This is a genomic window from Pseudomonas sp. 11/12A (assembly GCF_000800055.1).
In the GTDB taxonomy this organism is placed as follows: domain Bacteria; phylum Pseudomonadota; class Gammaproteobacteria; order Pseudomonadales; family Pseudomonadaceae; genus Aquipseudomonas; species Aquipseudomonas mohnii.
The window spans coordinates 5948582-5971232 of sequence record NZ_JUGV01000001.1; the positions used below are offsets into that span (position 1 = coordinate 5948582).

Consider the following 22651-nt stretch of genomic DNA (forward strand, 5'->3'; position numbering starts at 1 on the left):
GCTCCTAACGCAACGAAATGCGGGTTGCCTGTAGAAGGTTGCCATCCCGATCGTGATAGCGCACATGAATGTGCTGCGTATCGACGATCACGTGCGCGAAGTTGTCCTGGCTGATCACTTTGCCGGTCAGTTGCTGGCGATAGTCCCCCGCAGCGGTTCTGACCAAGGGTTGGTCGAGGATGAAGGTTTCGGCTTTGGCGTAGGGCAGCATTTTGCTGTTGCACAGCGGTGAGGAGACGATGGTGTGGAGTTCGAAGTCAGGGTCTTCACTGTGGGTCAGGCGGCTGGTCAGGGAGCCGTGGACGTCACCGGAAACGAAGACGACATTCTTGATGCGGTGAGTACGAATCGTCTCCAGCAGTCGTAGCCGTTGCTCGGGGAAGGCTTGCCAGGCGTCATCGTCCGAGCGCTTGCAGTCAGGGTAGAGCATCACGCTGGTGACCACGAATTTGACCCGCGCCGGGCTGTGGATCAGCCATTTGCACAATGCGTATTCCTGCTCGGCATCCAGAATGCGGCGGTCGGCTGCCGAAAGATTGCGCCGTGTTCTGCTGTCGGTGACAAACCATTCGATATCGCCTTCTGTGAACAGATACCAATATTTGTCCAGCCTTCTATTTATTTTCCCGCTGGCAGAAAGTTCGTGCGCAGGGCTGTGGCTGGCTTGATATAACTCGTAGGCCTTTGTTGCATTGGCATATAAGTGGTCGTCGGATTGGTTCTTGTTGGCTGGCCAGTTGTCCTCGATTTCATGATCATCGAGGATCATATAAGTTGGCAGGCAGGACATTAACTTTGCGATGTTCGGTTGCGAGAATGCCACGCGGTACTTGTGAAGGATTTCCCCGAGTTCCCGGTCGGGGGCGAGGAAGTTCAGATCATCGACGTAAATCTGATCACCTGTCATTAACATGGCGCTGACGGGCGGCTCGGCTTGTTCGACCACATTGGATATCGAGGCAAAAATCCTGTCGCCCACATGAGGCGCGGCGGCAATGCCCGCGGTGATGCGCAGATAGCGGCAAGACCCCACAATGTAGGCTCTGGGCAGGGTCTGCTGGCTGGAGCGGGTGCGAAAGCGGTGGATCTGTCGCGGCCATTGCAGCGGCAGCTCCTGAACCGTCTCCACGGTGTGCACCGGGTTCATCGGGCTGAACCAGCCGGCCTGGTATTCATGGTCGGTGTCGGCAGCCAGATCGTTGAGCGCAATGACTCCGGACATGTCGCGCAGGCTGTCGAGTTTTGCGAAAGTGCCTTTTGACCAGCGTTCTTCACCCCGTCGTCGATAGCGAATGCCGGCAAATACCAGGGCGCCCTTATGTTTATCTCCGCGCAAGAATATTCGGACGTGGTTAGTTGTCGTATGGCCAATAATCGGGCCCACTGTTGGTTGAAACATATTCGATTCCATTCGGCGTTCTGCCATTCGGTCAGGTGATATTTTTTGGGTAGGTGCAATAACGGTGTAACTAAGACTAATTATTGAACCCTGAAAAATATCGAGCCGAAATGGATTGGAGTTGTGGGCGATATCAGCCACAAATGTAGGAAGGCATTCTTTTCAGTTAAAAATTTCGGGCAAAAAAAGCCCCGCCAAATTGGCGGGGTTGAGGTACGAGCGTGGCGCTCGGAAAACGGAACGCGACAGGCCCTCCGGTGAAGGAGGGCCGGCCGGTGTTACAGCAGGATGGTGCGGATGTCCGCCAGCAGATCGCTCAGACGCTTGGTGAAGCGTGCAGCAGCGGCGCCGTTGATCACGCGGTGATCGTAGGACAGCGACAGTGGCAGCATCAGTTTCGGCTGGAAGGCTTTGCCGTCCCAGACTGGCTGGATGGTTGCCTTGGAAACGCCGAGGATCGCCACTTCCGGCGCGTTGACGATCGGCGTGAAGCCGGTGCCGCCAATGTGGCCGAGGCTGGAAATGGTGAAGCAGGCGCCTTGCATGTCGTCAGCGGTAAGCTTCTTGTCGCGGGCCTTGGCAGCCAGAGCAGCCGCTTCAGCCGCAAGCTGCAGCAGGCTCTTCTGGTCGACGTTCTTGATGACCGGTACCAGCAGGCCTTCTGGCGTGTCGACCGCGAAGCCGATGTTCACGTACTTCTTGCGGATGATCGCCTTGCCGCTTGGAGCCAGCGAACTGTTGAAGTCCGGCAGTTCCTTGAGCAGGTGGGCGCAGGACTTGAGCAGCAGCGGCAGGATGGTCAGCTTGACGCCAGCCTTCTCTGCAACGGCTTTTTGAGCGATACGGAACGCTTCCAGCTCAGTGATATCCGCCGAATCGAACTGAGTCACGTGCGGGATGTTCAGCCAGCTGCGATGCAGGCTCGACGCGCCGATTTGCATCAGGCGGGTCATCGGCACTTCTTCGGTTTCACCGAAGCGGCTGAAGTCCACGACCGGAATCGGCGGGATGCCCGCGCCACCGGTTGCGCCGGCAGCAGCGGCCGGTGCTTCCTTGGCCTTCTGCATCATGGCTTTGACGTAAACCTGCACGTCTTCCTTAAGGATGCGACCGTGCGGACCGCTGGCGCCCACGGCGTTCAGCTCGACACCGAATTCGCGGGCCAGTTGGCGCACGGCCGGACCGGCGTGAACCTTGGCGCCAGGCTTGGCTGGAGCCGCGGCCGGGGCAGCAACCGGTGCGGCCGCAGCAGGAGCAGGAGCAGCAGCGGCGGCTGGAGCTGGAGCGCTCGGAGCAGCGGCGGCAGGTGCCGGAGCAGCAGCCGGTGCGGCGCCTTTGACTTTCAGCTTCAGGATCAGGTCGCCGGTACCGACTTCGTCGTCCAGCTTGATCGAAACGCTTTCCACCACGCCAGCGGCAGGCGACGGGATTTCCATGCTCGCCTTGTCGGATTCCAGGGTGATCAGCGACTGGTCGGCTTCAACGCTGTCGCCGGCCTTGACCAGGACTTCGATGATCTTGGCCTTGCCCGACGAACCGATGTCCGGAACGTGGATGTCCTGAACGCTGTCGGCCACCGGTGCGGCCGGAGCAGCAGCGGCAGGCGCAGGAGCAGCGGCGGCAGGAGCGGCAGCCTGGGCCGGAGCGGCAGCCGCCGGCGCCGCAGCACCCGCCACTTCCAGGTCCAGAATCAGGTCGCCAGTGCCGACTTCGTCGTTAAGCTTGACGCTGATGGCCTTGACCACGCCAGCGGCAGGCGACGGGATTTCCATGCTGGCCTTGTCGGACTCCAGGGTGATCAGCGACTGATCAGCCTCGACGGTGTCGCCGACCTTGACCTGGATCTCGATGATCTGGGCCTTGCCCGACGAACCGATGTCCGGCACGTGCACTTGCTGAACCGAAGCGGCAGCAGGTGCAGCGGCAGGCGCGGCCGGCGCTGGAGCAGCGGCAGGAGCAGCTTCTGCTTTTGCAGCAGGCGCAGCGGCAGCCGCCGGGGCCGCCGCAGCGGCACCTTCGACTTCCAGCTCCAGCAACTCGTCGCCTTCTTTCAGGCGATCGCCCAGCTTCACTTTCAGGCTCTTGATGATGCCGGCCTTGGGAGCAGGGACTTCCATGCTCGCCTTGTCCGATTCCAGCGTCAGGATGCTCTGATCGGCTTCGATACGGTCGCCGACCTTCACAAACAGTTCAATTACTTCACCTTCACCGCTGCCGATGTCAGGTACGCGAATGAGTTCGCTCACAGAATCTCTCCTCAGCAGTCCAGTGGGTTGCGTTTTTCCGGGTTGATACCGAACTTGGCGATGGCCTCGGCCACTACTTTAGGTTCGATGTCACCACGGTCAGCCAGGGCTTCCAGGGCTGCCAGCACCACGAAATGACGGTCGACTTCGAAGAAATGACGCAGTTTCTTGCGGCTGTCGCTGCGACCGAAACCGTCGGTGCCCAGGACTTTGAATTCCTTGGACGGTACCCACTGACGGATCTGCTCGGCGAACAGTTTCATGTAGTCGGTAGAGGCGATGACCGGACCTTTGCGGCCGTTCAGGCACTCTTCCACATAGCTCAGCTTAGGCTTCTGGCCAGGGTGCAGACGGTTGCTGCGCTCAACGGCCAGGCCGTCGCGACGCAGTTCGTTGAAGCTGGTAACGCTCCACACATCGGCGCCGACGTTGAACTCTTCACGCAGGATCTTCGCGGCTTCGCGGACTTCACGCAGGATGGTGCCGGAGCCCATCAGCTGAACGTGGTGCGCCGCTTCGCGGTTGTCTTCCTCGAGCAGGTACATGCCCTTGACGATGCCTTCCTCGACACCGGCCGGCATGGCTGGCTGCTGGTAGGATTCGTTCATCACGGTGATGTAGTAGAAGATGTCCTGTTGTTCTTCGGTCATCTTCTTCATGCCGTCCTGGATGATCACCGCCAGCTCGTAGCCGTAGGTTGGATCAAAGGTGCGGCAGTTCGGGATGGTGGCCGCCAGGATGTGGCTGTGACCGTCTTCGTGTTGCAGGCCTTCGCCGTTGAGCGTGGTGCGGCCGGCGGTGCCGCCGATCAGGAAGCCACGGGTACGGCTGTCGCCAGCGGCCCAGGCCAGGTCGCCGATGCGCTGGAAGCCGAACATCGAATAGAAGATGTAGAACGGCAGCATTGGCTGGTTGTGGTTGGAGTACGAAGTACCGGCAGCGATGAAGGAGCTCATGGCGCCCGCTTCGTTGATGCCTTCTTCGAGGATCTGGCCCTTCTTGTCTTCCTTGTAGAACATCACCTGGTCTTTATCGACTGGCTCGTAGAGCTGGCCGACGGAGGAGTAGATGCCCAACTGACGGAACATGCCTTCCATACCAAAGGTACGGGCTTCGTCCGGGATGATCGGGACGATGCGCGGGCCGATTTCCTTGTCCTTGACCAGTTGCGCCAGGATGCGCACGAAGGCCATGGTGGTGGAGATTTCACGGTCGCCCGAGCCGTCGAGGATCGCCTTGAGGGTATCGAGGGACGGGGTCGGTACGCTGAAGCTCTGTGCGCGACGCTGTGGTACGAAACCACCCAGTGCAGTGCGGCGCTCGCTCAGGTAGCGGGCTTCGGCGCTGTTTGGCTCCGGTCTGAAGAACGGCAGGTTTTCCAGCTCTTCGTCCTTGACCGGAATGTCGAAGCGGTCGCGGAACAACTTCAGGCTGTCGACATCGACTTTCTTGGTGTTGTGCGCGGTGTTTTTCGCTTCGCCGGCACCGGTGCCATAACCCTTGATGGTCTTGGCCAGGATGACGGTCGGTTGTTCTTTGTGGTTGACCGCTTCGTGGTATGCCGCGTAGACCTTGTACGGGTCGTGGCCGCCACGGTTGAGCTTCCAGATCTCGTCGTCGGACAGGTCTGCAACCATCGCCTTGAGTTCTGGCGAGTTGAAGAAGTGTTCACGCACGAACGCGCCGTCTTTGGCTTTGTAGTTCTGGTACTCGCCGTCGATGACTTCGTCCATGCGACGTTGCAGGATGCCGTCGACGTCCTTGGCCAGCAGTGGGTCCCAGAAACGGCCCCAGATGACTTTGGTCACGTTCCACTGAGCACCGCGGAACACGCCTTCGAGTTCCTGGATGATCTTGCCGTTGCCGCGAACCGGGCCGTCGAGGCGCTGCAGGTTGCAGTTGATGACGAAGATCAGGTTGTCGAGCTTCTCGCGGCCAGCCAGCGAGATCGCGCCCAGGGATTCCGGCTCGTCGCACTCGCCGTCGCCCAGGAAGCACCAGATTTTTTGCTTGCCGGCAGGAATGAAGCCACGGGCTTCCAGGTACTTCATGAAACGTGCCTGGTAGATCGCCTGGATCGGGCCCAGACCCATGGACACGGTCGGGAACTGCCAGAAGTCAGGCATCAGCCACGGGTGCGGGTAGGACGACAGGCCCTGACCGTCGACTTCCTGGCGGAAGTTGTTCATCTGGTCTTCGGTGATGCGGCCTTCCATGAACGCACGGGCGTAAACACCTGGGGAAGTGTGGCCCTGGAAGTAGATCAGGTCGCCGCCGTGCTCGTCGGTCGGGGCCTGGAAGAAGTAGTTGAAGCCGATGTCATACAGGGTCGCGCTGGAAGCGAAGCTGGAGATGTGACCGCCGAGGTCAGAATCTTTCAGGTTCGTACGCATTACCATGGCCATCGCGTTCCAGCGTACCAGCGAGCGAATGCGGCGTTCCATGAACAGGTCGCCAGGCATGCGTGCTTCGTGGGTAACGGGGATCGTGTTGCGGTAAGGCGTGGTGATGGCGTAAGGCAACTGCGAACCGCTGCGGGTCGCGAGTTCACCCATACGGGTCATCAGATAGTGAGCACGGTCTTCGCCTTCTTTGTCGAGAACCGATTCCAGGGCGTCCAGCCATTCCTGGGTTTCGACGGGATCGAGGTCTTGCATGGCTTGCTCCAGGGCGGAAAGGCTACCAGAATCGGTTGCCTGAGTTAGCGACTGGCCTTGTGGGCAGACGTTATGAATTCTTGGATTGCCGATAGGTTGTTCCGGCGGCGTGTAGTTTTACTACAAATCATCCGGCATTTCAGCCTTGTTAATGTATATACGAGTAGTAAAACTACAGATAAGCGGCTTGTGGCCCCCGGCTGCGTTGTGAGAATAATCGTTAAGGTTGGTCTTTTGCCAACCGAAAAAGGTGAAAGCTTGATGCTGGCTGCCAAAAAAAAAGAATTTTCAGCTATTTCTAACTTTTGTTCGACAGTCCTTCAGGTAGTGTGTTTGCCAGATTCACTACATGCAGCCCAATACACGCCGATCAAGGATAGACCATGAGCCTCCCTTCGCTCGCCGAACTGCCCGCCATTCTGCTGCCGTTTGTCACCCGTGCCGAGCAGTCGTTTCGTACCGCCGTCAGTGCTTTGGACGATGACCATGGCCTGTCCGCCTGGACGCCTGAACGCTGGGCGCAATTTGCCCGCGTGACCGCCGCCAGCGATTTCGTGATTGAACAGAGTGTTCGTGACCCTTTGATGTTGCTGGACCTGGTGCGGTCCGGCGAACTGGATCGCTGCTTTGCTCCCGGCGAGTTGTGCGCGCAGATTGCCGCGGCGGTGAGCGCCGCCGAGACCGATGATCAGCTCGGTCGCGCGTTGCGCCGTCAACGTGCGCGTCATCAGGTACGGATTATCTGGCGTGACCTGACCCGCCAGGCCGATCTGGTGCAGACCTGCCGCGACCTTTCCGACATGGCCGATGCCAGCATCGACCAGGCCTATCAGTGGCTGTACTCGCGCCATTGCCTGCAGTTCGGCGTGCCGACCGGTCGACGCAGTGGCCAGCCGCAGCAAATGGTTGTCCTCGGCATGGGCAAGCTCGGTGCGGTGGAACTCAATCTGTCGTCGGACATCGACCTGATCTTCGCTTACCCCGAAGGCGGCGAAACCGTTGGCGTGAAACGTCCGCTGGATAACCAGGAATTTTTCATCCGTCTTGGCCAGCGCCTGATCAAGGCGCTGGACCCGATGACCGTCGACGGCTTTGTGTTCCGCGTCGACATGCGCCTGCGGCCTTACGGTTCGGCGGGCGCCCTGGTCCTGAGCTTCAACGCGTTGGAGCAGTACTACCAGGACCAGGGCCGCGACTGGGAACGCTACGCGATGATCAAGTCGCGGGTGGTGGCTGGCGATCAAGTGGCCGGCGCGCAACTGCAAGAGATGCTGCGCCCCTTCGTTTACCGGCGTTATCTGGACTTTTCGGCCATCGAAGCGCTGCGCACCATGAAGCAGCTGATCCAGCAGGAAGTGCGGCGCAAGGGCATGGCCGACAACATCAAGCTGGGCTCCGGTGGCATCCGGGAAGTCGAGTTCATCGCCCAGGCTTTCCAGTTGATCCATGGCGGCCGCGACTTGAGCCTGCAACAGCGTCCACTATTAAAGGTATTGAGCACGCTGGAAGGTCAGGGTTATCTGCCGCCGGCGGTGATCAGCGAGCTGCGCGAAGGCTACGAATTCCTGCGATACACCGAACATGCGATCCAGACGATTGCTGACCGCCAGACGCAGATGCTGCCCGACGGCGAACAGGATCAGGCGCGCATTGCCTTTATGTTGGGCTTCGCCGATTGGGCGGCTTTTCATGAGCAACTGATGTATTGGCGCGGCCGCATTGCCTGGCACTTCGCCCAGGTGATCGCCGATCCCGACGAAGACGATGCTGAAAGTGAAGTGGTGGTCGGTGGTGAGTGGCTGCCGCTTTGGGAAGAAGCTCAGGATGAAGAGGCGGCCTGTCGCCAGTTGCAGGAGGGCGGTTTCACTGACGCTCCCAAGGCGCTCAAGGCCTTGGCCGGCCTGCGCGGCAGTCCGCAATTACGCGCCATGCAGCGTCTGGGACGTGAGCGCCTCGATGCGTTTATCCCGCGTTTGCTGGCTCAGGCCGTGGAACACGCCAACCCGGACCTGGTGCTGGAGCGGGTGCTGCCACTGGTCGAAGCCGTGGCTCGCCGTTCGGCGTATCTGGTGCTGCTGACCGAAAACCCCGGCGCCTTGCGACGCCTGCTGACGTTGTGCGCGGCGAGCCCGTGGATCGCCGAACAGATCACCCGCTTCCCGTTGCTGCTCGACGAACTGCTTAACGAAGGCCGACTGTTCAAACCGCCCCTGGCGCCGGAACTGGCCGCCGAATTGCGCGAGCGCCTGACGCGGATTCCCGAAGACGACCTCGAACAGCAAATGGAAGCCTTGCGCCATTTCAAACTGGCGCACCGCTTGCGGGTGGCCGCGTCGGAAATCGCCGGCAGCCTGCCGCTGATGAAAGTCAGTGATTACCTGACCTGGCTCGCCGAAGCGATTCTGGAGCAAGTGCTCGCCCTGGCCTGGCGTCAAACCGTGGCCAAGTACGGTACGCCGCTGCGCACAGACGGTACCCTGTGCGATCCTGGCTTCATCATTGTCGGTTATGGAAAGGTCGGCGGCCTGGAATTGGGGCATGGTTCGGACCTGGATCTCGTGTTCATCCACGATGGCGATCCGCAAGCGGAAACCGACGGGCCGAAGCCTATCGACGGTGCGCAATTCTTTACCCGCCTGGGGCAGCGGATCATTCACTTGCTGACGGCCCAGACCAACTCCGGCCAGCTCTATGAAGTGGATATGCGTCTGCGACCGTCCGGTGCGGCGGGGTTGCTGGTGAGTTCGCTGGGGGCTTTTGCCCGCTATCAGGAAAACGAAGCATGGACCTGGGAGCATCAGGCATTGGTGCGGGCTCGGGTGCTCGTGGGCAGTGAGGATGTTGGTCGGGCGTTCGAACAGGTTCGCGCGGCTATTCTGGGCAAGACGCGTGATTTGCCGACCTTGCGCCAGGAGGTCAGCGAGATGCGCGCCAAGATGCGCGACAACCTCGGCAGCAAGAGCACTGCCGCCGGCACCGCGGCAAATGCCTTCGAGGCCACGGCGCCGTTCGATCTCAAGCAGGACGCCGGAGGTATCGTCGATATTGAATTTATGGTGCAATACGCGGCCCTGGCGTGGTCCGAAACACATCCGCCATTGCTGCGCTGGACGGACAATATCCGCATTCTGGAAGAGCTGGAGCACGAAGGCCTGATGCCCGCCGAAGATGCCAGCCTGTTGCGAGAAGCCTATAAAGCTTACCGCTCCGCCGCCCACCGGCAGGCCTTGCAGAAGGACCCGGGGGTGATTCCCGGCGACCAGTTCGCGGACGAACGGCGACAGGTCATGCGAATCTGGCATGAGTTGGGGCTAAGCTGAATCGGGATATTTGATACGCCAATATCCCCTGTAGGAGCGAGCCTGCTCGCGATGAACTTGAGAGCGCCGCGGGGTGCCAGACTTGCCACGTTATCGTTAACGACCATCGCGAGCAGGCTCGCTCCTACAGTAGATTTGCGTTGTTCTGTAGAATTTTCGAGGCGGGGAGGCATAAGCCTCCCCGGATCGTTTTTGGAAACCACATGAAAATTCTGATCGTTGGGCCCAGTTGGGTCGGTGACATGGTGATGGCGCAGACACTGTTTCAGTGTCTCAAACAACGCCACCCGCAATGCGAAATCGACGTGCTGGCCCCCGAGTGGAGTCGGCCGATTCTTGAGCGCATGCCCGAAGTCCGCCAGGCCTTGAGCTTTCCGCTCGGTCACGGCGCGCTGGAGCTGGCGACGCGTCGGCGTATCGGAAAATCCCTGGCCGACCAGTACGACCAGGCGATCCTGTTGCCCAATTCCCTGAAGTCGGCGCTGGTGCCGTTCTTTGCCGGCATTCCCAAGCGCACCGGTTGGCGCGGTGAGTTCCGTTACGGCCTGCTCAATGACGTGCGCACGCTGGACAAGGAACGTTACCCGCTGATGATCGAGCGCTTCATGGCCCTGGCGTACGAGCCGGGTGTTGAATTGCCCAAGCCTTACCCACGGCCGAGCCTGCGGATCGACCCGGTGACCCGCGAAGCGGCACTGGCCAAGTTCGGTCTGGCCCTCGATCGTCCGGTGCTGGCGCTGTGCCCGGGCGCCGAGTTCGGCGAGTCCAAGCGCTGGCCGTCCGAGCACTACGCCAAGGTCGCCGAAGCGAAGATCCGCGAGGGCTGGCAAGTCTGGCTGTTCGGTTCGAAAAACGATCACGCCGTGGGCGAGGACATTCGTTCGCGCCTGATTCCCGGTTTGCGCGAAGAATCGGTGAACCTCAGTGGTGGCACTTCGCTGGCCGAGGCGATCGATCTGCTGTCCTGCGCCGATTCGGTCGTATCCAACGACTCCGGCCTGATGCACGTCGCCGCCGCCCTGAATCGTCCCCTGGTGGCGGTCTACGGTTCGACGTCGCCGGGTTTCACGCCGCCGCTGGCCGAGCATGTCGAGATCGTGCGCCTGGGCATCGAATGCAGTCCCTGCTTCGACCGCACCTGCCGCTTCGGTCATTACAACTGCCTGCGCCAGCTCATGCCGCAAGCGGTGAACGAAGCCTTGCAGCGTTTGCAGGGCACTGTGGTCGAGGTCCAATAGCTTGCGGGTACTGCTGATCAAGACTTCATCGCTGGGCGACGTGATTCATGCGTTACCGGCATTGACCGATGCTGCGCGGGCGATTCCCGGCATCAAGTTCGACTGGGTGGTGGAAGAGGGTTTTGCCGAGATCCCGACCTGGCACCCGGCGGTGGGCAAGGTGATCCCGGTGGCGATCCGTCGCTGGCGCAAGAACATCTGGCAAACCATCAAGAGCGGGGAGTGGAAGCGCTTCAAGCAAAGCGTTCGTGCGACTAAATACGATCTGGTCATCGATGCCCAGGGCCTGCTGAAAAGCGCCTGGCTGACCCGTTACGTCAAGGCGCCGGTGGCCGGCCTCGATAAAAGCTCGGCACGCGAGCCGATCGCTGCGCGTTTCTATGATCGGCGCCTGGCGGTTGCCCGTGGCCAGCACGCGGTGGAGCGGGTCCGTCAGTTATTCGCCATCGCCCTCGGCTATGACCTGCCCAAGGGCTTGGGCGATTACGGTCTGAGCGTCGAGCGCCTGGTGGAATTGCCACGCAAGAATCCTTACGTGCTGTTTCTGCACGGCACCACCTGGGACACCAAGCACTGGCCCGAAGCCTACTGGCGCGAGCTGGCCGAGCGTGTCGGGTATCTGGGCGTCGGGGTGAAGTTGCCTTGGGGCAATGCCGTCGAGAAGGCCCGCGCCGAGCGCATCGCCAAAGACATGAAGCACGTCGAAGTGCTGCCCAAGCTGAATCTGGCCGGTGTTGGCAAAGTATTGGCCGGCGCGCAAGGCTGCGTGGCAGTGGACACCGGCCTGGGTCATCTGGCCGCTGCACTGGATGTGCCGACGCTGTCACTGTTCGGCCCGACCAATCCGGGCCTGACCGGGGCCTATGGCAAGTCGCAGATTCACCTGGCCAGCGACTTCCCTTGCGCGCCGTGCCTGCAAAAGAAATGCACCTATCAACCGACGGCCGAAGATGCCCGTCGGTTCGACCTGAAACGCGAGTGGCCGCTGTGCTTCACGCGTCTGAATCCTGAGCGTGTCGCGAGCCGACTGAGCACGTTGTTACTGGCTGAGGAGCTGCGCTGATGCAATTGGCATTTGTCCTGTACAAATATTTCCCCTTTGGCGGCTTGCAGCGTGACTTCATGCGCATTGCCCTGGAGTGCCAAAAGCGCGGCCACCAGATTCGCGTCTACACGTTGATCTGGGAGGGGGACGTGCCGCCGGGCTTTGAAGTGCTGGTCGCGCCGGTCAAGGCGTTCTTCAACCACCGGCGCAACGAAAAACTCAGCGAGTGGATGGAGGCGGACCTGGCCAAGCGTCCGGTCGACCGCTTGATCGGCTTCAACAAAATGCCGGGCCTGGACGTCTATTACGCCGCCGACGGTTGCTTCGAAGACAAAGCGCAAAACCTGCGCAACTCGCTGTACCGTCGCTGGGGTCGCTATCGCCACTTCGCCGAGTACGAGCGCGCGGTGTTCGCCAGGGATGCCAAGACTGAAATCCTGATGATTTCCGAAGTGCAGCAACCGTTGTTCATCAAGCACTACGACACGCCGCTGGAGCGCTTCCACCTGCTGCCGCCAGGCATTGCCCAGGACCGTCGCCGCCCGGCGGATGCGGACGAAATCCGCGCCGGCTTCCGCGCCGAGTTCAACTTGAAGGACGATGAGCTGCTGTTGGTCCAGATCGGTTCCGGTTTCAAGACCAAAGGCGTGGATCGCAGCCTCAAGGCCTTGGCCGCGTTGCCCGCTGATCTGAAGAAACGCACCCGGCTGTTTGTAATTGGTCAGGACGACCCCAAGTTATTCCAGATGCAGAGCGCCACGTTGGGGCTCGGCGATAACGTGACGTTCCTCAAGGGTCGCAGCGATATTCCGCGTTTCCTGCTGGGGGCCGATGTGTTGATCCACCCGGCCTACAACGAAAACACCGGCACTGTGCTGCTTGAAGCGCTGGTGGCCGGGTTGCCGGTGCTGGTGAGTGCGGTGTGCGGTTACGCCCATTACATTGCCGAGGCCGATGCCGGCCTGGTGCTGGACGAACCGTTCGAGCAGGCGCAATTGACGCAGTATCTGACGGGCATGTTGAACGACGCTCAAGCACGGGCGGCCTGGAGCCGCAACGGTGTGGCCTTCGCCGAGACGGCCGACCTCTATAGCATGCCGCAGCACGCGGCCGATGTGATTCTGGCGGAGCACGCTGAATGAAGTTGATGCTGGCTGAACCGTTCAAGAGCCTTTGGGCTGGACGCGACCCGTTCGCGGAAGTCGAGGGGCTTCAGGGCGAGGTGTACCGCGAGCTCGAAGCTCGCCGCACCCTGCGCACTGAAGTGGACGGCAACGGGTTTTTCGTGAAGATTCATCGTGGCATCGGCTGGGGTGAGATCTTCAAGAACCTGCTCACCGCCAAGTTACCGGTACTCGGCGCGGGCCAGGAGTGGAAAGCCATCCAGCGCCTGCAGGAAGTCGGCGTGCCGACCATGACCGCCGTGGCTTACGGCGAAAAGGGCAGCAACCCGGCGGATCAGCATTCGTTCATCGTCACCGAAGAGCTGGCACCGACCGTCAGCCTCGAAGATTTCAGCATCGATTGGGTCAGACAACCGCCGGAGCCAAAACTCAAGCGTGCGCTGATCGCCGAAGTGGCGCGCATGACCGGCATGATGCACCGCGCCGGGGTCAACCATCGCGATTGCTACATCTGCCACTTCCTGCTGCACACCGACAAACCGGTCACCGCAGACGACTTCAAGCTCTCGGTGATCGACCTGCACCGCGCCCAGACCCGCCCGGCGATCACCCGGCGCTGGCGCAACAAGGATCTGGCGGCGCTGTATTTTTCAGCGCTGGATATCGGATTGACCCGGCGCGACAAGTTGCGTTTCCTCAAGGGTTACTTCCAGCAGCCACTGCGCCAGATCCTCGCCGAAGAAGCGTCGCTGCTGGCCTGGCTCGAAGGCAAGGCCAACAAACTCTACGACCGTAAGCAGCGATATGGGGATGCGCTCTGATGTCGGGCTGGACACTGGAACCGGCATACAGCGATCTGGCAGACGACTTCGGCAGTCTGGAGGCAGTGTTTGCGCTTGAGGGTGAACGCCTGACACGTGATCCGCTGTCCGAGGTCATCCGCGTACAGCGCAATGGCGTCAACTATTACGTCAAACGTTATGTCGGGGCAGGCAAAGGCCTGCGCCGCTACCTCGGCAAGCCGAGGGTGAAAATGGAATGGCAGAACCTCAAGCGCTTCGCCAAATGGGGCATTCCCACCGCCGAGGTCGTAGCGTGGGGCCTGGAGCGGCGCGGCGCGGCTTACGATCGGGGGGCGATGATCACCCGCGAGTTGCCGCATACCGAAGACTTGTCGGCGCTGGCCGACCGGCACGACCTGAAACTGGCAGACCGTGCGTGGGTCGACACGGTCAGCCGCCAGTTGGCCGGCTATACCCGGACCATGCACGATCACCGCTTTACCCATAACGATTTGAAATGGCGCAACCTGCTGATCGACGATCAGGCCAGGCTGTTCCTGATCGATTGCCCCAACGGTGATTTTTGGCGCGGTTTCTGGCTCAAGTACCGCATTACCAAGGATCTGGCGTGTCTCGACAAGGTCGCCAAGTATCACTTGTCGGCTACCCAGCGCCTGCGCTTTTACTTGCAATACCGCCAACGGACCCGGCTCAATGCGGCCGACAAAAAACGGATCCGGCACGTGGTGAGATTTTTCGAGGGGCGTGAATGACTGATTTCCTGGCGGCTGAAGACCGTGAGCTGCTTGAGCGCCACGGTCTCGGCACTTTCGACGCCCTCTGGACCCGGCAGCTGGATGCCGTGGACGAGCCCAACTCTGTTCCTGGCGGCTGGAGCAGCGTGTTTCGACTGAACCTGGAAGGTCATGGTTTTTACCTCAAGCGCCAGAGCAACTACCTGATGCGCACTTTGCATGCGCCTTTTGGCGAGCCCAGTTTCGCCCGCGAATTCCGCAACATCAGCCGCTACGAAAAGCTCGGTATTCCGGCGTTGGAAGCGGCGTTTTTCGGTCAGCGCAGAGTCAATGGCGAAGTCCGGGCCATTCTGCTGACACGTGCCCTGGATGGCTGGGATGACCTGGATTCGCTGTTGCAGCGCTGGTCGGACCTGAGCGAGGCGCAGCAGTCGGCCATATTGCGGGCCTGCGGGCAATTGGCGCGGCTTGTGCACAGCCGGCGCCAGGTGCACGGCTGTTTTTATCCCAAACACATATTTCTGCGGGCCACCGGTGACGGCTATCAAGCCCAGTTGATCGACCTGGAAAAGACCCGGCCGTTGCTGTTTGGTCAGCGTGACCGGGTCAAGGATCTGGAGCCGTTGCTGCGTCGGGCGTCTGTGTGGAGTACCGCGCAAGTACGCGAGCTGTTGGCCGCGTACCTGGATCAAGCGCAGGACAGTTCGCTGGTCGATAGCTGGGCAGCGCGACTGACCGCGCGCCGCGACCACAAGGAGCAACGCTGATGCGTTTGTCCGAGCTGAAAAACGCTGGCCGTAGCCCGAGCCTGCCGCTTAGCCTCTCGTTGGCCGATGCCGCCGGGCCGGCCGATTTGCAGTTGCTGAGCCTGTTACGGGTTTTACCGGGGCAGCGTTATGTGGGCGCCGGTATCTGGCGCGGACGCCCGGTATTGGCCAAGCTGTTGGTGGGCAGCAAGGCGGCGCGGCATTTTCAGCGAGAGCTGGCTGGCGTTCGTCTACTCGCCGAACAAGGGCTGACCACGCCACTGTTGTTGGCCGATGGCCTCAAGGATGGCGAGGGCGGTTGGCTGCTGTTCGATTTTCTTGAGGGCGCCGAAAGCCTCGATGATGCCTGGAAGCGGGTTGAACACCTGCCAATGCTGGCCGATGAGCAATCAGCCGTCCTCGCAGAAGCCTTGGGCGCGATCGGGCAAATGCACCGCAAGGGCCTTTGGCAGGAAGACTTGCACCTGGACAACCTCTTGCGCCAGGGCAATCGCCTCTATTTGATCGATGGCGCCGGGATCCGCAGCGAAACGCCTGGCCAGCCATTGTCGCGCCAGAAAGTCCTGGAAAACCTCGGGGTGTTTTTTGCCCAGTTGCCCAAGTCGATGGAGCCGTACATCGAGGAGTTGCTGGTCTATTACCTGTTGAGCAACGGCGAGCATGCCTTGCCCATGGAGGCCTTGCAGAAACAGATCGACAAGGTCCGCAGCTGGCGCCTCAAAGACTTCCTGATCAAGGTCGGTCGCGATTGCACGCTGTTCAGTGTCCGGCGTGGCGCATTCGGTTTGCAGGCCATTCGTCGCGAAGAAGAGGCGGCGATGCTGCCGGTTCTGGCGCAGGCCGATGCCTTGCTCGATCAGGGCCATCTGTACAAGACTGGCGGCGCGGCGAGTGTCGGCAAGGTCGAGGCGGGCGGTCGTACACTGGTCATCAAGCGCTATAACATCAAGGGTTTCGCCCATTGGCTCAAACGCTTCTGGCGCCCGAGTCGTGCCTGGCATTCCTGGCGCGAAGGCAATCGCCTGGCGTTCCTTGGCATCGCTACGCCCAAACCCCTGGCGTTGCTGGAGAAGCGTTTTTTCTGGCTGCGCAGCCGTGCCTATCTGGTCACCGAGTATCTGCCGGGGCCGGATATCATCGAGCGTTTTGCGCCTTACGTTGAAAATGGCGACGCTCCAGAGCCCGAGCTGTTGGCGCTGGATCACCTGTTTGCCGAATTGATTGGAGCGCGCATCAGTCATGGCGATTTCAAGGGGCACAACCTGTTCTGGCAACAGGATCGCTGGGCGCTGATCGACCTGGATTCGATGTGTCAGCACGGCTCGCTCGGCAGCTTCGCGCCGGCGTATGCGCGGGATCGGGCGAGGTTCATGCGTAACTGGCCGCAAAGCAGCGCCCTGTATCGAGTCATCGATGAGCGTTTGCCCAAAGACTTCGTCAGTGCTGACTGAATCGCCTTCGTAAGCCAGTCGAGGAGGCCCGAACAGCCAGCAATAAATCGGGACAAGTCCCTGGGAATTGTCCTACGCGATCTTGAGAAGCCATGAACTGTGGCCTGAATGACCACGGTGCTAGTTTGCCTGACGTTCTCGGAGGGCAGACTTTGACAATGAAAATGGCGGTTGCATTGGGTGCCATCGCACTGACGCTGGTGGGTTGCGGAACCGTCACAACGGTGCTGCAGGAGGATGCAGACGCGGCTCGGGGGCTTCGAAGGCAAAAAACCTATTGCCAGTCCATTCCTCGGGTCTACAGCGGGTTGGCCTACGATTTTTGTGTATTGAATGCGCCGCCCGATCCCACGGGTATCCTCGTTCCATTCGTTCTGCTGGACCTTGCCCTGTCGGGAGTACTGGACACCGTTGTGTTGCCGTACACGATTTACCGGCAGGGCATGGAGGGCAATGTCCGCATTTACTGGCGGCCTGCACGCGGATAATCAGTGATGCGGTCACCGCTGTGAGTGCTTGCCGCTGCTTTTAAGCTATAATCCCGCCCTTTAGCTGTCTCTCGCCGCTTGCGAGGGCGCATTATTTTTTGAGGCGCGTTGCGCCTGCATGCAGACTTAAGAGGCTAGACCCCTGTGGCATTGACGATTCTTGGCCTGTCCGGCGCCCTTAGCCATGATCCTTCCGCAGCCCTGTATATCGACGGCAAGCTAGTCGCGGCTGCCGAAGAAGAGCGCTTTGTGCGCGATAAACATGCAAAGAACCGCATGCCTTACGAATCGGCGAAGTTCTGCCTGGAACAAGCCGGCATCAAGCCTTCCGACGTTGACGTGGTGGCGATTCCGTTCGCGCCCATCAGCCTGTTCGGCAAGGCGCGCTGGCATTACGCCAAGCGTTACTGGTACGCCCCGGACCGCGCCCTCGACGCGATCCTGATGGGCAACCGTCGCTACAAGCGCTATCGCAACAAGATCGTCTGGTGCCTTGAGCAGTTGGGCTTCGATCCGAAGAAAATCAAGATCGAGCCGGTCGAGCACCACTTGGCCCACGCTTCCAGCGCTTACCATTGCTCTGGCTTCAAAGAGAAAACCGCTATTCTGGGGATCGATGGCAAGGGCGAATACGCCACGACCTTCTTCGGTTACGGTGAAAACGGCAAGATCCACAAGATCAAGGAATTCTTCGATCCTGACTCCCTCGGCGGCCTGTACGGCGCGATCACCGAGTTCCTCGGTTTCGAGATGCTGGACGGTGAGTTCAAGGTCATGGGCATGGCGCCGTATGGCGATGCCAGCAAGTATGATTTCTCGCGCCTGGCCTCGTTCGAAAACGGCGAACTGGTGATCAACACCGACTACGCCAACGTCATCGGTCTGCGCCGCTATAAAGAGAAGGGCAAGGGTTTCTACTTCTCGCCGAAGCTGATCGAGTGGCTGGGTCCGAAGCGCGAAGGCGATATCGCCGACGAGCCTTACATCCACTACGCCGCGAGCATGCAAGCGCTGTTCGAAAAAATCTCGCTGCAGATGATCGACTACTACCTGGGTGACGTGCTCAAGCAGACCGGCAAACTGGCCTTCGCTGGCGGCTGCGCGCTGAACGTCAAGCTGAACCAGAAAATCATCGCTCGCGACGATATCAAGGAGCTGTTCGTGCAGCCTGCGTCCGGCGACGCCGGCACCGCGGTCGGCGCCGCAGCCTATGTGTCCCACGCCCGTGGCGTGCCGGTCGAGAAGATGGAGCACGTCTACCTCGGCCCGTCGTACAGCAACGAAGATGTGATCGCCGCGTGCGCCCGTCACGAGAACAAGCCGAAATGGCGCAAGCTCGACAACATGCCGGAGCAGATCGCCAAAATCATGGTCGATGGCAACCCGGTGGCGTGGTTCCAGGGGCGCATGGAGTTCGGTCCGCGTGCGTTGGGCGGTCGTTCGATCATCGGTTGCCCGAGCGTGCCTGGTGTGGCGGATCGCATCAACCACCAGATCAAGTTCCGCGAGCGCTGGAGGCCTTTCTGCCCGTCGATGCTCGACACCGTGGCGCCGCAAATGATCAAGATCGATCACCCTGCACCGTTCATGACCTTCACTTTCGAAGTGGCTGAAGAGTGGAAAACCCGCGTGCCGGAAGTCGTCCATGAAGACGGCACTTCCCGTGCCCAGGTGCTCAAGCGCGAATACAACCCGCGCTATTACGACATGATGAAGGCGCTGGAAGTGTTGACCGGTAACGGCGTGTCGCTGAACACCTCGCTCAACCGTCGCGGCGAACCGATGATTTGCTCGCCGACAGATGCCTTGAACATGTTCTTCGGTTCCGATCTACAGTACTTGATCATGGAAGACATTCTGGTGGTCAAAGAGGGCGCCAACGCTTATGACACGCTCGGCTGAACGCCATGTGCTGCAGTTCTGTCACGGCTATGACGGCCCGTTTCTGGACTGCGCCCGGCAGTACGCCAGCCTGTTCGCGGGGACCGGTTATCGTGTGACCACGGTGTTTCTGACCGGGGTTGCCGACGCCGAAGTCGCCGCGGCTTGTGCCTGCGATGAAGTGTTGTTCATGGAATACAGCTCCAGGGCCATTCGTGGCCTGAAGCTGGGTGCCATCGGCGATCTGCGCAAGATCGCCGCTTCGCGTAATTTCAGTTTCTGCATTGCCCATCGTTTCAAACCAATCTATATCGCCTTGCTTGGCACTTCGCTGCCCGTGATTGGCGTGCATCACGCGTTTGGCGATTACAAGCGCCGCAGCCGTAAACTCTTCGCACACATTTTTCGCAAGCGTTTGAGCCTGCTCGGGGTGTCCGATGCGGTTCGCGATGACATGCGTGAATGCTTGCCCAAGTGGCCGGCGGCGCGGATTCAGACGCTCTACAACCGCATTGATGTGCCGGCCTTGCAGGCCAGCCAGGTGTCGGCCCGTGAAGCGCGGGAAATCCTGGGCCTGTCGCCGGATGCCTGGATTGTCGGCAACGTCGGGCGGCTGCACCCGGACAAGGATCAGGCCACTTTGCTGGAAGGTTTTGCCACGGCGTTGCCGGGTTTGCCGGCCAACAGTCAACTGGTGATCCTCGGCAAAGGTCGTCTCGAGGAAGACCTCAAGGCCCAGGCCCGCGAGCTGGGAGTTGGCGACCGTGTCCTGTTTCTCGGCCAGGTACCCGAGGCGCGCCGTTATTTCCGCGCCTTCGATGTGTTTGCCCTCAGCTCCGATCACGAGCCGTTCGGCATGGTGCTGCTCGAAGCCATGGCCGCCGGTGTACCGTTGCTCGCCACGGCGTGTGGCGGGGCGAAGGAAGTGGTCGAGGGTGTGGGCATTCTGTTCCCGCTGGGCGATGCTGAACACCTGGCCCAAGGGCTGCAACATCTGGCGGCAATGAACGAACAGCAACGTCACCGGTGTGCCGAGCTGATGCTTGATCGCCTGCATGAGCGCTTCTCCGACCGCGCGGTAGGCGATGCTTTCTGGCATTTGCCACACGTTATCGAAATGGCGCCGAGGGGCTGATGCTCAACCGATTTCAAGGCTGGCGCGAACGTGGCTGGTCGGTAGCTGATGCTTCGACCTATGCCCAGGCCTGGCAGCGTTATGGCGGCAGTGTCGCCACTCATCCATTGGTGGTCGAACGGCTGGCTCAGTTGGCCGACATTCCGGTTCGTTACCTGGCCTGGGAGCAAAGTGGCGAAGTCAAGGCGGCGATTCCGACCTGGGGTCGTGACCTCGCCCTGTCCAAGGACGTGCTCAAACGCAAGGGTAAAAAGGGCCTGTTCGATCTCGGCAATGCCGAGATCATTCTTCCGGCCGCAGAAGATGCCCAGGTGCCCCTGCGTCATCGCGCTCGTTATTTGTCGGCCCTGAACGAAAACCGTTTCACCGGTATCAGGCTGCAGGCCGAGCAGTTGGCCATGGCCCGTACCCCCGAAGAGCTGTCGAAGAAGTTTCGCTACAACCAGCGCCGTGAACTCAGGTTGCTGGAAGAAGCGGGCGGGGTGGTGCGAGCGGTTTCCGAGTTTTCCAGTGTTGAGCTGGCGGCGATCTACTGTGACCTGTTTCAGCGCCGCTGGGGCTTTCCGGCGACGGGCGCGGAACGCATGGCCGAGGTCATCGAGTTGTTGCGTGAGCTGTTGATCGGTTCGGTGATTTTCCTCAATGATGCGCCGATTGCGATACAGCTGGTTTACCGCGTCGAGACGCCGCAGTGGATCAGCGTCGAGTACATCAATGGTGGCGTCGACCCCGAAACCCGAGAATTCAGCCCCGGCAGCGTGCTGAGTTTTCTCAATACCCAAAGTGCCTGGGAGCATGCCCGGGCGCTGGATAAACCCTTGCGCTTTTCCTTCGGTCGCGCCGACCGGGAATACAAGGATCGCTGGTGCAACCCCGTGCCGGTCTTCACCGTATGAGTCAGCCCGTGAGCCGAAAACAGCAACTGCTCAAGCGCCATCGACGCAACAAGCGTATCAGCCTGCTCATGGCGCTGGCGCTGTTGATCGCCAGTGGCGTCGTGGTGGCCTGGTGGTTGCCACTGGTGCTCGCGGTTCTGGGCTGGATTGCCCACGAGGCCTGGTTTGCCGACCATCTTTTCTATTCGCCCAAAGACGATTACCAATACAGCTTCCCGCCGTACACGCCACAACCCAAGGTTCATTTGAGCGGTGAGCATTTACGGCTCGATGACGGTGTCATGTTGGTCGACGACGCGACACTGGTGCTGGCGCTGCGGGTTGAAAGTACCTGGCTGGGGCGCTTTATCGATCCGGTGGTCGAGTTGTCAGGTGGCGATAACCCTGACCGACAAACGTTCGAGCGTGGGGTCAATGGTCTGCGCTATCTCAACTTGAGTGGTCAGGCGCAGGTGCTGTCGCGTGGAGAGTTGCGTTTGCGCGGGCGTTTCTGCCGGCTGCTCGGTGAGCCTGTGCTTTGGGCTTTCGAGCATCCGGATTTTCGCCGTCAGCGGGTGATGGTGATTGCGCCCCATGCCGATGATGCCGAGCTGGCGGCCTATGGCTTGTACAGTCAAGCCGACGAGGCCTGGATCGTCACGCTCACCGCCGGTGAGATAGAAGCCGAACACTATCAGCAGGTCGGTCTGAACAAGGTCGAGGCTGCGCGTTTGAAAGGGCGTTTGCGAGCCTGGGACAGTATTGCCGTACCGCGCTGGGCCGGGGTTCCCGAAGCCCATTGCGTGCAACTGGGCTACTTCTGTCTGCAATTGGCAGCCATGCAAGCCTCGCCTGCCCAGCCAGTGGGTTCGCGGGAGGCGGATCTAAATGACACGCGATTGTTCCGCCACCTCAATCCCTTTGCTCTGCCGGGGGACATAGACGGTTCGCCGACCTGGAACAATCTGTTGGCCGACCTGCGCGAGCTGTTGTTGCGAGCCCGCCCCGAAGTCCTCGTATTGCCACACCCGACCCTCGATCCACACCCGGATCACATCTGTGCTCAGGAAGCGGTACTTGAGGCGCTGCGAGGGCTGACGTGGCAGCCGACCACCGTGCTCGGTTACGCCAACCACCTGCATGACAATGATCGTTGGCCAATGGGTGATGCCGGCCAAGGTATCGCGTTGCCGCCAGCCTTCGATTCGTCGATGCCGATGCAGCCTTATTGCCTGCCTGTTTCTTTAGCGTTGCAACGCGATAAGGCCATGGCACTGGGCATGATGCACGACTTGCAGCCACCGATGCCGTTCAAGCGACGGGTGCGGCGATTGATACAGTGGTTGCTGGCCAGTAGAGTGCCCCCCCTCTATGGAGAAAATGATTTCTTTCGCAAGGCAGTCAGGCGTCAGGAGTTGTTCTGGCTTCTGAAGCGTTTTGAAACATCTGTGAAGCAGAACTGAAGCACCGCGCCGCCTAGTATGGCGG

The 22651-nt window shown here is 60.4% G+C and carries 16 protein-coding genes; 13 read left to right on the forward strand and 3 right to left on the reverse strand.

What is annotated here, in order from left to right; translation table 11 throughout:
- Positions 1–4: 4 nt before the first annotated feature.
- The 3 genes from GQ39_RS27275 to aceE all read right to left on the reverse strand — a co-directional run bounded on the left by GQ39_RS27275 (position 5) and on the right by aceE (position 6302).
- Positions 5–1399: an alkaline phosphatase D family protein gene (locus tag GQ39_RS27275; RefSeq protein ID WP_047536582.1), complete on the reverse strand. Its 1395-nt coding sequence runs from the start codon at positions 1397–1399 to the stop codon at positions 5–7.
- Positions 1400–1677: 278 nt separating this feature from the next.
- Positions 1678–3645, reverse strand: coding sequence for a dihydrolipoyllysine-residue acetyltransferase (gene aceF, locus GQ39_RS27280; protein ID WP_047536583.1), 1968 nt, complete (start codon positions 3643–3645; stop codon positions 1678–1680).
- Positions 3646–3656: 11 nt separating this feature from the next.
- Entirely contained in the window at positions 3657–6302 is a 2646-nt protein-coding gene (gene aceE / locus GQ39_RS27285) for a pyruvate dehydrogenase (acetyl-transferring), homodimeric type (RefSeq protein WP_047536585.1), read from the reverse strand.
- 383 nt (positions 6303–6685) lie between these two features.
- Between aceE and glnE the strand changes: the two genes are divergently transcribed.
- The 13 genes from glnE to GQ39_RS27350 all read left to right on the forward strand — a co-directional run bounded on the left by glnE (position 6686) and on the right by GQ39_RS27350 (position 22626).
- Positions 6686–9622: a bifunctional [glutamate--ammonia ligase]-adenylyl-L-tyrosine phosphorylase/[glutamate--ammonia-ligase] adenylyltransferase gene (gene glnE, locus GQ39_RS27290; RefSeq protein ID WP_047536587.1), complete on the forward strand. Its 2937-nt coding sequence runs from the start codon at positions 6686–6688 to the stop codon at positions 9620–9622.
- Between the two features lie 203 nt (positions 9623–9825).
- Positions 9826–10860, forward strand: a complete 1035-nt coding sequence (gene waaF, locus GQ39_RS27295; RefSeq protein ID WP_047536589.1) for a lipopolysaccharide heptosyltransferase II — start codon at positions 9826–9828, stop codon at positions 10858–10860.
- A 1-nt stretch (position 10861) separates the two neighbouring features.
- The gene (gene waaC / locus GQ39_RS27300) at positions 10862–11923 is read left to right on the forward strand and encodes a lipopolysaccharide heptosyltransferase I (RefSeq protein ID WP_047536591.1); all 1062 of its coding nucleotides are present in this window, start codon (positions 10862–10864) and stop codon (positions 11921–11923) included.
- A complete protein-coding gene (locus GQ39_RS27305; RefSeq protein ID WP_047536593.1) occupies positions 11923–13047 on the forward strand; it encodes a glycosyltransferase family 4 protein in 1125 nt (374 codons plus the stop codon). The genes waaC and GQ39_RS27305 overlap by 1 nt, the downstream gene beginning before the upstream one ends.
- The gene (rfaP, locus tag GQ39_RS27310) at positions 13044–13850 is read left to right on the forward strand and encodes a lipopolysaccharide core heptose(I) kinase RfaP (protein ID WP_047536595.1); all 807 of its coding nucleotides are present in this window, start codon (positions 13044–13046) and stop codon (positions 13848–13850) included. Before GQ39_RS27305 ends, rfaP begins: the two co-directional genes overlap by 4 nt.
- Positions 13850–14584 (forward strand): lipopolysaccharide kinase InaA family protein, encoded by a 735-nt coding sequence (locus GQ39_RS27315; RefSeq protein ID WP_047536597.1) that lies wholly within the window; start codon positions 13850–13852, stop codon positions 14582–14584. The genes rfaP and GQ39_RS27315 overlap by 1 nt, the downstream gene beginning before the upstream one ends.
- Complete coding sequence (locus tag GQ39_RS27320) at positions 14581–15333, forward strand: lipopolysaccharide kinase InaA family protein (protein WP_047536599.1); 753 nt, start codon at positions 14581–14583, stop codon at positions 15331–15333. Before GQ39_RS27315 ends, GQ39_RS27320 begins: the two co-directional genes overlap by 4 nt.
- Positions 15333–16784 (forward strand): lipopolysaccharide kinase InaA family protein, encoded by a 1452-nt coding sequence (locus GQ39_RS27325; protein WP_047536601.1) that lies wholly within the window; start codon positions 15333–15335, stop codon positions 16782–16784. Before GQ39_RS27320 ends, GQ39_RS27325 begins: the two co-directional genes overlap by 1 nt.
- Positions 16785–16936: 152 nt before the next feature.
- The gene (locus GQ39_RS27330) at positions 16937–17272 is read left to right on the forward strand and encodes a YceK/YidQ family lipoprotein (RefSeq protein WP_081998024.1); all 336 of its coding nucleotides are present in this window, start codon (positions 16937–16939) and stop codon (positions 17270–17272) included.
- Between the two features lie 144 nt (positions 17273–17416).
- On the forward strand, positions 17417–19174 hold the full coding sequence (locus tag GQ39_RS27335) for a carbamoyltransferase family protein (protein ID WP_047536605.1): 1758 nt from the start codon (positions 17417–17419) through the stop codon (positions 19172–19174).
- Positions 19158–20288 (forward strand): glycosyltransferase, encoded by a 1131-nt coding sequence (locus tag GQ39_RS27340; RefSeq protein WP_047536606.1) that lies wholly within the window; start codon positions 19158–19160, stop codon positions 20286–20288. Before GQ39_RS27335 ends, GQ39_RS27340 begins: the two co-directional genes overlap by 17 nt.
- On the forward strand, positions 20288–21184 hold the full coding sequence (locus GQ39_RS27345; RefSeq protein WP_047536608.1) for an antimicrobial resistance protein Mig-14: 897 nt from the start codon (positions 20288–20290) through the stop codon (positions 21182–21184). Before GQ39_RS27340 ends, GQ39_RS27345 begins: the two co-directional genes overlap by 1 nt.
- A gap of 8 nt (positions 21185–21192) precedes the next feature.
- Positions 21193–22626, forward strand: coding sequence for a PIG-L deacetylase family protein (locus GQ39_RS27350; RefSeq protein ID WP_047539211.1), 1434 nt, complete (start codon positions 21193–21195; stop codon positions 22624–22626).
- Positions 22627–22651 lie beyond the last annotated feature (25 nt).

Excerpts from the sequence above, each read along its gene's own strand:
- GQ39_RS27275 (WP_047536582.1), bottom strand. The coding sequence starts at position 1,399 with ATGTTTCAACCAACAGTGGGCCCGATTATTGGCCATACGACAACTAAC.
- GQ39_RS27305 (WP_047536593.1), top strand. The coding sequence starts at position 11,923 with ATGCAATTGGCATTTGTCCTGTACAAATATTTCCCCTTTGGCGGCTTG.
- GQ39_RS27320 (WP_047536599.1), top strand. The coding sequence starts at position 14,581 with ATGACTGATTTCCTGGCGGCTGAAGACCGTGAGCTGCTTGAGCGCCAC.
- GQ39_RS27325 (WP_047536601.1), top strand. The coding sequence starts at position 15,333 with ATGCGTTTGTCCGAGCTGAAAAACGCTGGCCGTAGCCCGAGCCTGCCG.
- rfaP (WP_047536595.1), top strand. The coding sequence starts at position 13,044 with ATGAAGTTGATGCTGGCTGAACCGTTCAAGAGCCTTTGGGCTGGACGC.
- waaF (WP_047536589.1), top strand. The coding sequence starts at position 9,826 with ATGAAAATTCTGATCGTTGGGCCCAGTTGGGTCGGTGACATGGTGATG.
- GQ39_RS27315 (WP_047536597.1), top strand. The coding sequence starts at position 13,850 with ATGTCGGGCTGGACACTGGAACCGGCATACAGCGATCTGGCAGACGAC.
- GQ39_RS27345 (WP_047536608.1), top strand. The coding sequence starts at position 20,288 with ATGCTCAACCGATTTCAAGGCTGGCGCGAACGTGGCTGGTCGGTAGCT.
- GQ39_RS27340 (WP_047536606.1), top strand. The coding sequence starts at position 19,158 with ATGACACGCTCGGCTGAACGCCATGTGCTGCAGTTCTGTCACGGCTAT.
- aceE (WP_047536585.1), bottom strand. The coding sequence starts at position 6,302 with ATGCAAGACCTCGATCCCGTCGAAACCCAGGAATGGCTGGACGCCCTG.
- glnE (WP_047536587.1), top strand. The coding sequence starts at position 6,686 with ATGAGCCTCCCTTCGCTCGCCGAACTGCCCGCCATTCTGCTGCCGTTT.